Below are 13,155 nucleotides of genomic sequence, written 5' to 3'. Positions count from 1 at the left end.
CTCCGCCCGCGATGTACGGCGATATGTTACTCTCGGTCAGATATAAACGCGCACCGGCGCTGAAGAACAAGAGACTCGCATCCGACCCGCCCAGTGCGGCGAAACCTCCTTCGAGACCCAAACGCGGAAACACCATCCGCTGATATGACACAGAGTAGATGAGGCAGCGTCCGAGCAGTTCGATCGTCATGTCGTTCGTGAGCTGCATTCGCACTGGGAGCTCCGCTGTCGACGCGGTCTGCAATGGGAGCCGCGGCCGCTCCGGCTGTGCGAGAGCCATCACCATCGTACACGTGAACAAACTCGCTATCAACACGGCTCGGTGCATGAGTATTTCGATTGTGTTCTGATAGAGTGATGCCGGGGGACTGAACGAGGCATGACGCGGGGATATGCCTTCTGCCTACCGTACTCCGGCCGATTGAACCAGACGTCGATCCAAAGTACGGACCCACGCATTGGTTGTCAATGTATAAAACTAGAAAGTCCGAATATAACGATTTGATTGCATCTCTGGATTACAGCCCCACCCGTTCCCCTTCCTCCGCCACACGATGCCCCGCTCGCAGAATCGTTTCACGTTCCGGACCCGGGTACAGGGCCTTGTTCGTGTGATTGAGGTGGATGAAGCGCACCTTGGCACGCTCCGCGGCGGGCAACGCGGCGAATCGTGTGGTGCTGGATGTGATGAGCGGATGCGGGAAGGCCGACATGTCCCTGCCCGGGATCTCTCCTTCGCCGAAAAAGGTACCGTCGAGATACGCTACGTCGACCGAGGCGATGAGGTCCTCGATGCGTGTGCCTGTGCTGTCGAGTTGTTCCCAGCGGTCGATGTCGGGAATAAAGAGGACGGATGCGTGCGGTCCCTCGATGCGCAGTCCGATAACATCCGAGTATTCCTGTCGATGCGGCACGAGTATGGGTGTGACACGCAATCCCCCTCCTAGAGGCACGGCGGCGCCGACACCCATTTCGTGCAGCGTGATGTTTCGATACTTCACGAGCTGGCTCCACGGACCATTGCCGCGCAGAAACTCCGCCATGCGCGGCATGGCATACACGGGCACCTCACGCGCGCCCATCACTTCGAGTCCGAGGTGCATGAGGCCCGTGTAATGTCCCATATGCGCATGTGTGAGATTGTGAAAAGTAGCAAGGTGGAAAGTAGCAAAGTGAAAGCTCTGCGTCGCATCCGCGTTCATACTCCCCAGTCCCCCGTCCCAACTCCCAACTCCTAAATCCCAACTCCCAACTCCTAAATCCTAACTCCTAAAAAAAAACCGCCCCCGGGAACGAGGGCGGTTTCGAAAAATCTATGCTGCTGCTTACTTGCTGATCTGGTACACGATCTTCCTGACCGTGTCGAACTGGAGATACGGATACATCTCACGGATCTGATCGATCGCATCGCCCGCGCTCATTGTCTCGCGCATGGTTTTGAACAAGCGGCGAATCTTGTAGTCACGAATGGCTTTGTCGCTGAAGAGCTTCAGGCGCTCGAGCTCGGCAAAGGTCTGGTCGTCGATCAAATCCTTGAGCGGATTGTCGTAAAGATTCTGTTCGTACTGCATAGTGCCTCCTAAAAGGATGGTGGAGATGGTGGAACTGGTCGAAGCACTAACAACTGCTGCCGATACGCGTCTCCTGCTTTGTGAACTCTATTAAGACAACGAAAACGGTAATAGGTTACGAAAAAATGCATGCACCAAACCGTCTCTCCTTACTCTAACGAGCAGAACCGTGATTTTGTTTCAGGGTCAGGAGAGGGTCTGTAGCAAATTTTCGGAGGGTACCCGGGACTTTTGAATGATGGAATGGTACGAATCTATGCCGGGAAAGTTCACCAGGCAAGCAAAATTCGCTGATTTATCCTTCAAGGACGATTTTTTGCACTGCCTCGGCGCCATCCACACCGAGTCCCGCGAGCCAGGCATCGATCGTCTCGCCGATCGGAGCGGAAAAAATATTTTTTTCCACGGCCTGATCCAGGGTGTGTTCAAACACCATATCCCACCCGGGCCAATTGTGGCGGTCGTAGGCGATGTTGTGGAAGAGCACCGAAAAAATCCCGCCATGGGCGGCGGTTGTGGCGGCTAATTCGTCCAGTATCCGCGTGCTGTGCGCGGGATCGAGTCCGCGATAGTGATGGAATGTTCCGTCCATCGCGTGCAGGGGCAGACACCATAGCGGAATCGGCTCATCCCGTTCCACATCGTAGGGCAGGAAGGGATGGCAACATCCGTTGCGGAACCCTTCGTACTCCGCGAAACCGAGTGTCGCGTCGCAGCGCAATCCCGCCGCCCTCTGCGCGCGCCAGGTGTCGGGGTACTCGAAACGCAGGTAATGCTGCCGCACGGTATCGACGTGGCGACCGGCCGCGCCCTCGAGCAGGGTGCGTTCACGCAGAATGTCGGCGGACTCGCGAAACGAAAGATAGGACGGATGCAGGCCTATGGCGTGGCCGTCGTCGTGTATGGTCTTCAAGGCCTCGCGCAGCACGGGGGCATCGAGTTTGTACGGCACATCGCGCGCATCACGCGCGGCGGATTTCAAGAACCATGTTGCACGGACGCCCTTCTCGCGCTCGCCGGCGAGCATACGCAGCAGTGATACGGCGGGCGGATCACCCCGGCCGGCGAGGACGGCCAGGTAGTCGGAAAAACGTTCAAACCGCGCGCGCGCTGTGCCGGATCCACCAAACAACGCGCGCACTTCATGCCACGCAAAACCAGCGCGGCGCCTCGTGATGTAATCTACATCGTGCGTGACGCAGTACCCCGCCTCGCGTCCGTTGTAGCGTGCCGGACTCGCAAGGTGCGCTCCGCGTTCACGCAGGAGCGCGCGCAGGAGCGAGGCGTATTCGGCGACAACAGGACGGTGCAGCAGGCCCAGTCGACCGAGCGTCGATGCCGCGGCGGTGAAACGCCCGAAGGCGTCGCGCGCAGACGTGCTGCGCTGATCGTGCAGTGACAGGAAACAGAAGGCGTCGGCGACGATGTCCTCGTCGAGGGCGGCCCCCGGAGAGGAGGCGGGGAAAAGAGACAGGTAGATCCGATTATCGAGCGCGCGTGTCGCCGCACGACTGATGTCGAGCGTCGTGGCGCCGGTCAGCATCGCGGCATCGGGCGCGGCGGGGATGGTGAGAATGCAGGAATCCGCGGCCGCGGTGTCGTCATCGGCGACGCCGTAGCGGCAGTGCGGGATGCCGCGCGCGTCGGCGGCGCTGTCGAGAAAACGCGGCACGAATCCGGCCGCGAGTCCGAGCATGGTGATGGAATACCGCGCGGGACGCCGGAACGAGGGCGCGCAATGCAGCAGCCAGGGAAGCACGTGCGGGCCGTTCACCGGGGATTGCGCGTCTGTGCGGAGCTACTCGTCGCGCTCGACGCCCGTGCGGGCGTTCCAGTCGAGCACCTCGACGCGCACGCGGTCGAGTCCGGCGCGGATCATGCCGAGTTCCTCGGCGGCGGCGCGGCTCAGGTCCACAATGCGGTTGGCGCGCAGCGGTCCGCGGTCGTTGACCCGCACGATCACCGAGGCGCCGCTGCGCAGCGAGGTGACACGCAGCCAGGTGCCGAAGGGATACGTCTTGTGTGCCGCGGTCATGCGGCGCTTGTCGTACCTCTCGCCGCTGGCCGTCTTGCGCCCGTGAAACTTGTTCGCGTAGTACGAGGCGACACCCTCGGCCGATTCGCGCACAACCACCGACGATTCCGCGAGCGGATCGGGCTGGTCGAGTTCGCGCGACGGCGCGCAGCCCTGCAGGAATCCGAGCAGGGGCAGCCCGAGCGCGAGCGTGAGGCCGTATGTGAGTGCGACCCGTGTCACAGGTGTTTTTTCAGATTCTGTTTTTTGAGGAGATCGACGATGTCCTTCACTTCCTGCGAACGCCCTCTGCGGCACACCAGCACCGCGTCGTCGGTGTCGATGATCGAGAGATCCTCGACCCCGATCGCCGCGACAACACGTTTTGCCGTCGTCGAGATGTGGCAGCGGCGCGTGTCGCGCGCAAAGACGGTGCCGACGATCACGTTCTCGTCGCCGTCCTTCTCGGCCACGCGATAGGCCTCGTCCCACGACCCGAGGTCGTTCCACCCGAATTCGGAGGGCAGGATGTAGCGGTTTTCGGCTTTCTCCATCACGCCGTAATCGATCGATATCGAGCGCATGCCGCGGTAGGCGGTCTCGAGCGCGGCGGCAAAGCCGGGCGTGTCGATGAGCGGACGCAGGCGGCGGAACTCGTCGGTCACATCGGGAAGAAATTCCGCGAAGGCATTGAGTATGGGTTTCACCTTGAAGATGAACATGCCGCTGTTCCAGAGGAAGTCGCCGCTTTCGAGGAACATCTTCGCGGTCTCGAGATTCGGTTTCTCGGCGAAGGTCTTCACGGGATGTGCGCCGAGGCGGCCGAGATCGCTGTCACTGCCGCGGTCGTCGTACTGGATGTACCCATAGCCGGTTTCGGGATGTGTGGGGCGGATGCCGAGCGTGACAAGGCCGCGCGTCTTCACCGCCGTGCGGATCGCGCGCTTGAGCGTGTCCTGATATCCGACGACGTCATGCACGAGGTGATCCGCGGGAACGACCACCATCACAGCGTCACCGACGCGGTGGCGCAGCACTTCGGCGCCGAAGGCGATGGCCGGCGCGGTGTTGCGTCCCGCGGGTTCGACGAGGATATTCTCGCGCGGGACACGCGGCAACTGCCGGTGTATCTCCGCGGCCTGCACGGCGTTGGTGACCACAAGCACGTTCTCGGCCGGTATCAGCGGGTCGAGCCGGTACACGGTGTTCTGAATCATGGTGCCGGCGCCGACGATGTCGAGCAGTTGTTTCGGCGACCGTTCACGGCTGCGCGGCCAAAACCGCGCGCCGACTCCGCCGGCAATGATGAGCGCGTAGAGCTTCATGGCTTCTCGGGTTCCGGGTGCTGTATCGCGACCTGTGCGGGCGGAAGAGGACGGGGATCACACGCCGGCCCCCGGAGAGGCCGCGCCCCGCGGCGCCGCTCAGGAAGGACGGGCGACCTTCAGGCGATTGAGCGCGCGGTACAGCGACGCGCGCGCGCGTTCCACATCAGTGTCGGGCGTGCGTCCGGCAAGTCGCTGCTCGGCGCGTGTGCGCGCGGCCGAAGCGCGCGCGGTGTCGATTTCTTCGCGGCGCTCCGCCGTGTCGGCGAGCACGAGCACGGCATTGTGATACACCTGCACCACGCCCCCGCTTACCGCGTACTCGACGCGCGTATTCTGCTCGTCCACGACATCGAGTTCGCCGATGTCGAGCGACGAGAGCAGCGGCGCGTGTTTTGCGAGGACCTGGAAACGCCCTTCCGTGCCCGGACAGGACACGGACGCGGCCTTGCCCTCGAACACGACCCGGTTCGGGGTGACGATTTTGAGGTCGAATGCGGCGCTCATAAGCTGCGTCCGTTACTTCTTCGATTTCTCGTGGCGCTCGATCACTTCTTCGATGGCGCCCGCGTAGAGGAAGGTGTTTTCGGCGATGTGATCACACTCGCCGTTGAGGATCATTTCGAAACCCTTGATGGTGTCTTCGATGGGCACGTACTTGCCGGGGAAACCGGTGAACTGTTCCGCCACAAAGAAGGGCTGCGAAAGGAAACGCTGGATGCGGCGCGCGCGGTGCACGATGAGCTTGTCCTCGTCCGACAATTCGTCGATGCCAAGGATGTTGATGAGATCCTGAAGATCCTTGTAACTCTGTAGCGCGCGTTTCACCTGCTGCGCCACATTGTAGTGACGCTCGCCCACGATGAGCGGATCGAGGATGCGCGAGGTGGAATCGAGCGGATCGACGGCCGGGTAAATGCCGAGCTCCGAGATCTGGCGGCTGAGAACCGTCGTGGCGTCGAGATGCGAAAAGGTCGTGGCAGGCGCGGGATCGGTGAGATCGTCGGCGGGCACGTAAATGGCCTGGACGGAGGTGATGGACCCGCGGTCGGTCGAGGTGATGCGTTCCTGCAGTTCACCCATCTCCGTGGCAAGCGTGGGCTGGTATCCCACCGCCGACGGCATACGTCCAAGCAGGGCCGACACTTCGGATCCGGCCTGCGTGAAACGGAAAATGTTGTCGATGAAGAGAAGCACGTCCTTGCCTTCCTCGTCGCGGAAGTACTCGGCCATGGTGAGAGCCGTGAGGCCCACACGCTGGCGCGCGCCGGGCGGCTCGTTCATCTGGCCGAAGACGAGTGTTGTCTTCTCGAGAACGCCGGACTCCTTCATCTCCACCCAGAGGTCGTTGCCTTCGCGGGTGCGCTCACCCACGCCGCCGAACACGGAGTAACCGCCGTGATGTGTGGCGATGTTGTGAATCAATTCCTGGATAACCACCGTCTTGCCCACACCCGCGCCGCCGAAGAGACCGGTCTTGCCGCCCTTCGTGTACGGTTCGAGAAGATCGATGACCTTGATGCCTGTTTCGAACATTTCACGGCGCGTCGACAAGGTGTCGAACTTCGGCGCGTGGCGGTGAATGGCGTAATGCGTGCTGGCGGGAATTTCCCCCAGACCGTCGATCGGCTCACCCACCACGTTGATGAGACGGCCCAGCGTGCCGGGACCGACGGGCACCGTGATCTGCCTGCCCGTGTCGATGACGTCCATACCGCGCACGAGTCCGTCGGAAGAATCCATGGCGACGGTGCGTACACGGTCCTCCCCGAGGTGCTGCTGCACTTCGAGGACGAGCAAGCCCTGCTTGTCCCCCTCTTCCGTCCGCTCGACCGTGAGCGCGTTGAGGATGGCGGGCAACTGCCCTTGGGTGAATTCAACGTCCACGACGGGACCGATGACCTGTACGATCTTGCCTTTGTTCATAATGAGTGTGTTGAGGTTCGAAAAAGGCGTGAAATGCCCGGTAACTTATTTGAAAGCCGATAAAGTTACAACTTCAGCGGCACATTCAAAAACACCCGCCCTCACGCCGGGGTTCCGGCGAGGGACACAAAATGCCGCATTGCGCCGGAAAAATCGGGCGCAAGCCCGTCATTATTGCGCGGGAATGAGGAGCAGCCCGGTGCGGGGAGGGATGGTGAGCGCAAGGCCGTCGCGATCGTAATAATACGTCAGTCCCTGCAGCGGGGCGTCGATGCGTAATCCCTCGGGCAATCCGGCGAGCTGGATCAGGCAGTCCTGCCGTGTGTCACCCGCATTAAACACCACGGAGACACGGTCGGCCCCCGCGTGCCGTGTATAGCCGAACAGTCCGCGTTCGTCGTCGATGAGGAAGGTGCTCATCGCGCCCGCGCGTAGTGCCACATGCGCGGCGCGCAGGGCGAGCAGCGTGCTGTAGGCCGAAAAGACAGTGCTGTCGAAGCGGTTCTCGTAGCGCACCGGATCGCCGTTCAGCTCGACGGCGCACTCGGGTTCGAAGCTGTGTTCCGGCCAGAGCATGGGCTTGCGGCAGTCGGGATCGTCGCCGCCCCACATGCCCGCCTCGTCGCCGTAGTACAACACCGGCGAGCCCGGATACGTGTATTGCAGAAGCAGCAGAAGGCGTTGTGTTGCCCGCTCGGATGCTTTTGGTTTCCGTATCAGGTATGACGGATTCACGACGAAACTGTTCATCGTCTCGAAAGCCAGGCCCGGATTCACACACATCGACGCGAGGCGATCGGTCTCGTGATTGTCGATCCAGTTTATCTGCGCGTCCACCAGGCCCGATTCCATCGACGCGCGCTGTTCGGCCATGCCCGATTCAAAACCCGTGGGTGTGCAGCGTCCTCCGATCAGGAGTTTTGTCGCGAGCCGCGCGAAGTCGTTGGTTTCCTCGATATCAAACAGGCGTTTTCCCTTGGGTGTCTCCGGGTGCGGTGCGCCTATCACCAGGCATGCGGGATTCACAGATTTCACAAAACCGATGAACTGTTCCCAGAAAAGCAGCGACAGTTCGTGCGACAATTCTATACGCCAGCCGTCCACACCATCAGAGGGATCGCCGTCGCCGTTCGGATCCATCCAGCGGCGCACGGCGGCGAAGACGTACTCGCGCGGACCGGACACGAGACCGAGTGAATCCTTGCGCAGCACGGGGAAGGCGTTCACGCCGAACATCGAGCGGTAACTGAATTCCGAGGCAAACGGTGTCTCGGGCCTGTCCCATTCGTCGACAAAGAACCACGATGCAAAGGCCGAGCGCTCCTGTTTCTCGAGCAGATCGCGGAAGGCCCAGAAATTGACGCTGACATGCGCGAACTGCACGTCCACAATCACCTTCATATCGGAATCGTGCGCGGCGTGTACGACTTCGATGAACTTGCGGTCGGCCGCCGTCATGTACCACGACTTGGGATTGTCGGGTTGCTCGCGGTGCAGATACGAGGTGTCGGCGGCGCCGCGTGGTCCGAGCCGCGGATCCACGTGATGAAAGGAGTGTGCGTCGAACTTGTGCGAGGACGTGCTTTCAAAGACCGGGCTCAATTGCAGTCCCGTCACGCCGAGCGACTTCAGATACCCGAGCCGTGTGCGCAGCCCCTCGAGGTCGCCGCCATACTGGCGCAGGAACGCGTTGTCGTAGAAGCGCTCGCTGCTCATGCGCTCCTTGACACTCAGCATGTACCAGTTCCCTGTCCACGGCGAAATGTCCCAGGGCCGCGCCTTCTCGCCGAAGAGATCACGCGCAGTGGGGTCGTTTGCAGGATCGCCGTTCTCGAAGCGGTCGATGATCAGTTTGTACCAGATCATGCCGCGCGCCCAGTCGGGCACCGGCCATTGCTGCGCCGGCGCCTGCGCGCGCACAGGCGCGGCAAGCACGAGAAGGACGGGAATAAGGGGGAGAAGGGAGCGTGGCACGGGCGGTATTTGTCGGAACAGAAACGCCGGAGCGCGAGGTCCGGCGGCGAGGCATGTCGGAATATGGGGAAAAGCAAAAAAAAACGGAAGCGCGGCGCGCTTCCGTACCGGGCGCGGAGAACCTGTGAAGAGCGCCGCACACTGTGCCCGGATTTCCCCGTTCCACATTCCGTCCTCCCTCATTTTTCCATCGCAGTGTTGTTCCCCCGATCAACCCGCGCAGTGGAATATCCGGCACCGCCCGATTAGGGACCGATCATCACCTCGCAGTTCTGCAATATGTACATCCAATACCCGCGACCGGGGACCAGATGCGACGGTGTCGTATACATGCCGCCGCTGTATCCATACAACGATCCCGCAAGATAGGCGGATGAAGGCACTGTTCTCACTGAAGAGGCCGCAACAGGCCGGCTGACGGCACCAACAAGTATCCACCCCGGTGCATCGGTTACGATGCGTCTTGTGGAGTCGAAGGGAACACCCGTATACGCGATGGAATCCGGAGCCGGCAGATACGTCCAATACCCTTCGCCCGCATCGAGCCGGAGTGGATTCGTGTACCTGCCCGCTTCCATGCGCCACAGATCCTGTAACGACAGGCCTCCGATCGACGACTGCTGAAAGCCCTGCGCAAGCAGGGGTGGACTGATGATGTTCCATCCTGATCCGTACATCGTGAATACCGGACGTGCCCACCGCGAAATCGATCCAGCGGCATTCCCTGCCGCTACGGAAAAATCTCCTCCGAGAAACATGCCCGAGTCCGTCAATGCCAGAGCGTGAGCGTTTCCCTCGGGTCCACCGCCGAAGGATTCCCAACGGCTGCCATCCCAGGCCGCCGCATTGGTGGCACTTTGTGCGTCCGCCGATGTAAAGGAACCGCACACGTACACGCGCCCTTGAGCCATGGATATGTCGAGCACAGGCCCATTCATCCCTAGCCCGAGCGGGGTCCACGCTGCGCCGGTCCAGCGGGCGACACGTCCCGCCGCATACCCGCCGGCGCTTGTGAAGTACCCCGCGGCAACGAGGCCGCTGTCATCGGTCGCGAGCGATGCTATGGTTCCGTCGACGCCGGTGCCGAGTGCGGACCATGCGGTTCCATTCCATCGTGCGACTCGTTGCGCGGATGTACCGCCGGCGGTGAGAAATTCGCCGCCCGCATAAAGAACGCCGCCCTTCGACGCGAGTGCAACCACACGGCCATTCATGCCGCCGCCCAGTCCCGACCACGTCGCACCGTCCCAGCGGGCTACACGGTTTGCCGATGTCCCCCCCGCCAGCGTAAAGGCCCCGGAAACCACCAGCGCGCCACCCAGCGTGTCGATATCGTCCACGAGATTGTTGCACCCGCTCCCCAGCGCAGACCAGCCACCACTGCCCCAGCGCGCGATGCGGCCGGCAGCGATGCCCCCAGCCGAGGAAAACGATCCACCCGCGTACAGATCGGAGCCAACGGCAAAGAGCGTGAAGACCGGGCCGTTTGTGCCAGTTCCCAGCGGTGCCCACGTCAATCCGTTCCATACCGCGATATTCATCGCCGGCACACCACCGGCGTGCGCAAAACTGCCTCCTGCATACAGAAGCGAATCTCGCACGAGAAGGGTGTATATCGGACCATCCAGTCCGAATCCTGTGGCATGCCACCCCGCCTGATCCCAATACGCAAGGGTCCGAGTCGCGAGTCCACCGGCACGTGTCATCGCACCGCCGACAAGCAGTTTCGACGGTGTGGCAGCGAGCACGTAGACGGTGGTGTCGGTTCCGCTGCCGAGCGAGTACCACGACAGCCCGTCCCATCGGGCGATGTGTGCGCAGGCAAGACCCGCCGCCAGGGTAAACTGTCCCGCGACATACATGCTGGTGGAATCGGCATACAGGGCGTGGACGGGGGCGTTCACACCCGCGGTCAGCGGCACGTAGGCGCCAGCATCATACCAGAGGATGCGCGACGCGAGTTCCCCGCCTGCGATGGTGAAGTCGCCGCCGATGTACAAGCCGTGCGGCGATGAAACGAGCGCGCGCACGGTGCTGTTTGTTGCGGTGACATGGGTCTGCCAAGCCGTGCCCGTCCAGCGGGCGACACGCCCGGCAAATTCGCCGCCGATCACCAGTGTATCGCGATGTACCGTGATGGCGTTCACCGGACCGTTTGTGCCGGTTCCGAGCGCGGACCAGATGCCGGCGCGATATCGAGCGATATTGTTTGCCGTAAGAGCACCGGCAATGGAAAAATAACCGCCGACGTATAGAGTATCGCCGCGTGCATGCAGCGCGCGCACATCGCCCTGCACACCGTTCCCCAAGGCCTCCCAGGCGGACCCGCTCCATCGTGCAACATGCCGCATCACCGCACCACCGGCGGTGGTGAAGAGGCCGCCTGCATAGAGAGTCCCGTCCACGACGGCGAGAGCAAGCACAGTGCTGTCGAGTCCGCTGCCGAGTGTACGCCAGCCATACCCGTCCCAGTGCACGACGTTTCGTGCCGCTACACCTCCTGCCTCGGTGAATGTACCGCCGACATAGACGTTATCGCCATCGGTCGCAATAGTATGGATGGTGCCGTTGACACCCGGGATTGAATATCGTTCCATCCAACCGACTGCGTCCGCCTGTGATGACGGACGGGGTGCGGTATCTCGTGTTGCGACCTTCATGTGCTGCGCGTGCGTAACGATCGTGAAGAAACACGTCAGGAGGGGAAGAACGAGCGCTGCCCGAAATGCCGCGGATGGCGAACGGAGAAAGATCGAGCGACACATCGGGATTAGCGAAGCAGGGTGACAGCTCTGAGGACGCGATTCCCGGCGGCCTGCAGAACGCACCAGTACACGCCGTTCGGCAGGGTCGCGCCCTGTTCGTCACGACCGTCCCACACCGCCATGTGATCGCCCGCCGCGATCATCCCGCGAGCCAGCGTGCGCACACGCGTTCCGCGCGTGTTGTACACGGCAAGCTCCGCCGCTGCAGTGGACCGCAATGCATAGGACAGAGTGGATGCACCGGTAGATGGATTCGGATGTATCGATCCGATTTTGAGCTCACCGGGCACCAATGCTGCGGTCACTTCGCTGGGCTGACTGTACACGATGGCCACTTCGAGATTTGTGATTTTCTGATTCTTCTCGTCGGCCACGATCAATTTCTTGATGTTCACCTGAAACGGACTGGGGATCGGAAAGCGAAGGTGCGTCACGTATTGGGAACCGGGCGGCACGGACAGCGCGGCATCGTTGTTCATGAGCAGGACCAGCACATTCGACGATGTGCGATTCCACGTCGGTCCCGGATCGAAAATGGTTCGGAGACGGACGGTATCAGGCACGACGGGCATGTTGTTCAATTCGAGCTGTATGCCCTTGACGCGCGGATTGTTTGTCATGTGCAGCGAGAGACCGTCGGCGTGCACATAGACGACCATGCGCACATCCGGAGCGGCCGAAGGCGCGGATGCATCCGTGGTCCCGCCATGCCGCGGAGCGAAGCGCAGGGGTGTGCCGTCGGGGTAGAGTCCGTCGAGGATGACACGTTGCGTGAGCACAAGGTCGCGCACGTTGAGGACTTCGTCACCCGAAGGCCACGGTGCGATGTCGGCGCGTGTGAAAGTTGAACCGGTCAACGTCTCGCGGCCGAGGATCGCCTGAATGAGTCCGAGCACGTCATTGATATCGACCTCGTCATTGCCGTCCACATCACCCTTCTGCACCGTGTTCATGATACTGAGCGCGAGATCGGATCCGCCCAACAGCATGGCATCAGAGCCATTCCGCAGCGAGCCAACCGCATTCTCGATGCGCAGCGAAGTCGAATCCGTCGCAAGAGAAATATCTGAGACGGCAAAGGATATGCGCACGAGATCCGGGATGCTTCCTGGCGTGATTGCTGTGCCATTCAGGCCGAACATAATCACCGTCAGTGTGTCGGTTGCACCGAGATCCGGTTGCAGTGCCCCGCGCCGTATGTAGTGCGAGAAATACCAGGAACCGCTCGCCGCGAGCGAATCGCCAAGCCGGGCGGCTTCGAAACGCAGATGGCCGACACGGTTCACGACACTGAATTGCAGCGCTGAAAGCGAATCGCCGTCATAGTCTGACAAGGCGAGGCGGACCTCCACGTCGCTGCGATTGTCGAGCACGGAGAGTGTTGAGGTTTCGAAGACCACGAATCCTCCCTGCACGCGAGGATCCGCGTACCGCGTTTCCTCCGGCCGATCCGTTGCGGCTCGCAGCGAGCCGGGTGTGATTGTCACCGCACTGAACACAACGAGCAGCAACAATCTCAAAAGTGAGCAGACAGTGTGATGTGGTGTAGCAGACGGCATGTGAGTTCCTCCGGAATCTTT

The 13,155-nt window shown here is 61.5% G+C and carries 11 protein-coding genes; all 11 read right to left on the bottom strand.

Annotated elements, in window-relative coordinates; translation table 11 throughout:
• The coding region (locus HY962_09805) for a hypothetical protein (GenBank protein MBI5647212.1) at nucleotides 1-328 on the bottom strand (328 nt) is incomplete at its 3' end.
• A gap of 190 nt (nucleotides 329-518) precedes the next feature.
• Complete coding sequence (locus tag HY962_09800) at nucleotides 519-1,202, bottom strand: hypothetical protein (protein ID MBI5647211.1); 684 nt, start codon at nucleotides 1,200-1,202, stop codon at nucleotides 519-521.
• A gap of 123 nt (nucleotides 1,203-1,325) precedes the next feature.
• On the bottom strand, nucleotides 1,326-1,571 hold the full coding sequence (locus tag HY962_09795; GenBank protein MBI5647210.1) for a hypothetical protein: 246 nt from the start codon (nucleotides 1,569-1,571) through the stop codon (nucleotides 1,326-1,328).
• Between the two features lie 295 nt (nucleotides 1,572-1,866).
• Complete coding sequence (locus tag HY962_09790; protein ID MBI5647209.1) at nucleotides 1,867-3,345, bottom strand: polysaccharide deacetylase family protein; 1,479 nt, start codon at nucleotides 3,343-3,345, stop codon at nucleotides 1,867-1,869.
• A 24-nt stretch (nucleotides 3,346-3,369) separates the two neighbouring features.
• Entirely contained in the window at nucleotides 3,370-3,777 is a 408-nt protein-coding gene (locus HY962_09785; protein ID MBI5647208.1) for a septal ring lytic transglycosylase RlpA family protein, read from the bottom strand.
• Between the two features lie 47 nt (nucleotides 3,778-3,824).
• The gene (locus tag HY962_09780) at nucleotides 3,825-4,910 is read right to left on the bottom strand and encodes a mannose-1-phosphate guanylyltransferase (protein MBI5647207.1); all 1,086 of its coding nucleotides are present in this window, start codon (nucleotides 4,908-4,910) and stop codon (nucleotides 3,825-3,827) included.
• A gap of 99 nt (nucleotides 4,911-5,009) precedes the next feature.
• Nucleotides 5,010-5,417 (bottom strand): F0F1 ATP synthase subunit epsilon, encoded by a 408-nt coding sequence (locus tag HY962_09775; GenBank protein ID MBI5647206.1) that lies wholly within the window; start codon nucleotides 5,415-5,417, stop codon nucleotides 5,010-5,012.
• Between the two features lie 12 nt (nucleotides 5,418-5,429).
• Nucleotides 5,430-6,836 carry a F0F1 ATP synthase subunit beta gene (gene atpD, locus HY962_09770; GenBank protein MBI5647205.1) on the bottom strand — a complete coding sequence of 469 codons (1,407 nt, stop codon included), beginning with the start codon at nucleotides 6,834-6,836 and terminating at the stop codon, nucleotides 5,430-5,432.
• 171 nt (nucleotides 6,837-7,007) lie between these two features.
• Complete coding sequence (locus HY962_09765; protein MBI5647204.1) at nucleotides 7,008-8,810, bottom strand: alpha-amylase; 1,803 nt, start codon at nucleotides 8,808-8,810, stop codon at nucleotides 7,008-7,010.
• A 245-nt stretch (nucleotides 8,811-9,055) separates the two neighbouring features.
• Nucleotides 9,056-11,407, bottom strand: a complete 2,352-nt coding sequence (locus HY962_09760) for a hypothetical protein (GenBank protein MBI5647203.1) — start codon at nucleotides 11,405-11,407, stop codon at nucleotides 9,056-9,058.
• Nucleotides 11,408-11,580: 173 nt separating this feature from the next.
• Complete coding sequence (locus tag HY962_09755; protein ID MBI5647202.1) at nucleotides 11,581-12,975, bottom strand: hypothetical protein; 1,395 nt, start codon at nucleotides 12,973-12,975, stop codon at nucleotides 11,581-11,583.
• Nucleotides 12,976-13,155: the final 180 nt, after the last annotated feature.

The organism is Ignavibacteriota bacterium, assembly GCA_016218045.1.
Classification (GTDB): Bacteria; Bacteroidota; Ignavibacteria; order SZUA-365; family SZUA-365; genus JACRFB01.
The sequence above is the reverse complement of the archived record's forward strand: the minus strand, read 5'-3'. Positions and strand labels throughout refer to the sequence as shown.

Excerpts from the sequence above, each read along its gene's own strand:
- HY962_09780 (MBI5647207.1), bottom strand. The coding sequence starts at position 4,910 with ATGAAGCTCTACGCGCTCATCATTGCCGGCGGAGTCGGCGCGCGGTTT.
- HY962_09760 (MBI5647203.1), bottom strand. The coding sequence starts at position 11,407 with ATGGAACGATATTCAATCCCGGGTGTCAACGGCACCATCCATACTATT.
- atpD (MBI5647205.1), bottom strand. The coding sequence starts at position 6,836 with ATGAACAAAGGCAAGATCGTACAGGTCATCGGTCCCGTCGTGGACGTT.
- HY962_09775 (MBI5647206.1), bottom strand. The coding sequence starts at position 5,417 with ATGAGCGCCGCATTCGACCTCAAAATCGTCACCCCGAACCGGGTCGTG.
- HY962_09795 (MBI5647210.1), bottom strand. The coding sequence starts at position 1,571 with ATGCAGTACGAACAGAATCTTTACGACAATCCGCTCAAGGATTTGATC.
- HY962_09800 (MBI5647211.1), bottom strand. The coding sequence starts at position 1,202 with ATGAACGCGGATGCGACGCAGAGCTTTCACTTTGCTACTTTCCACCTT.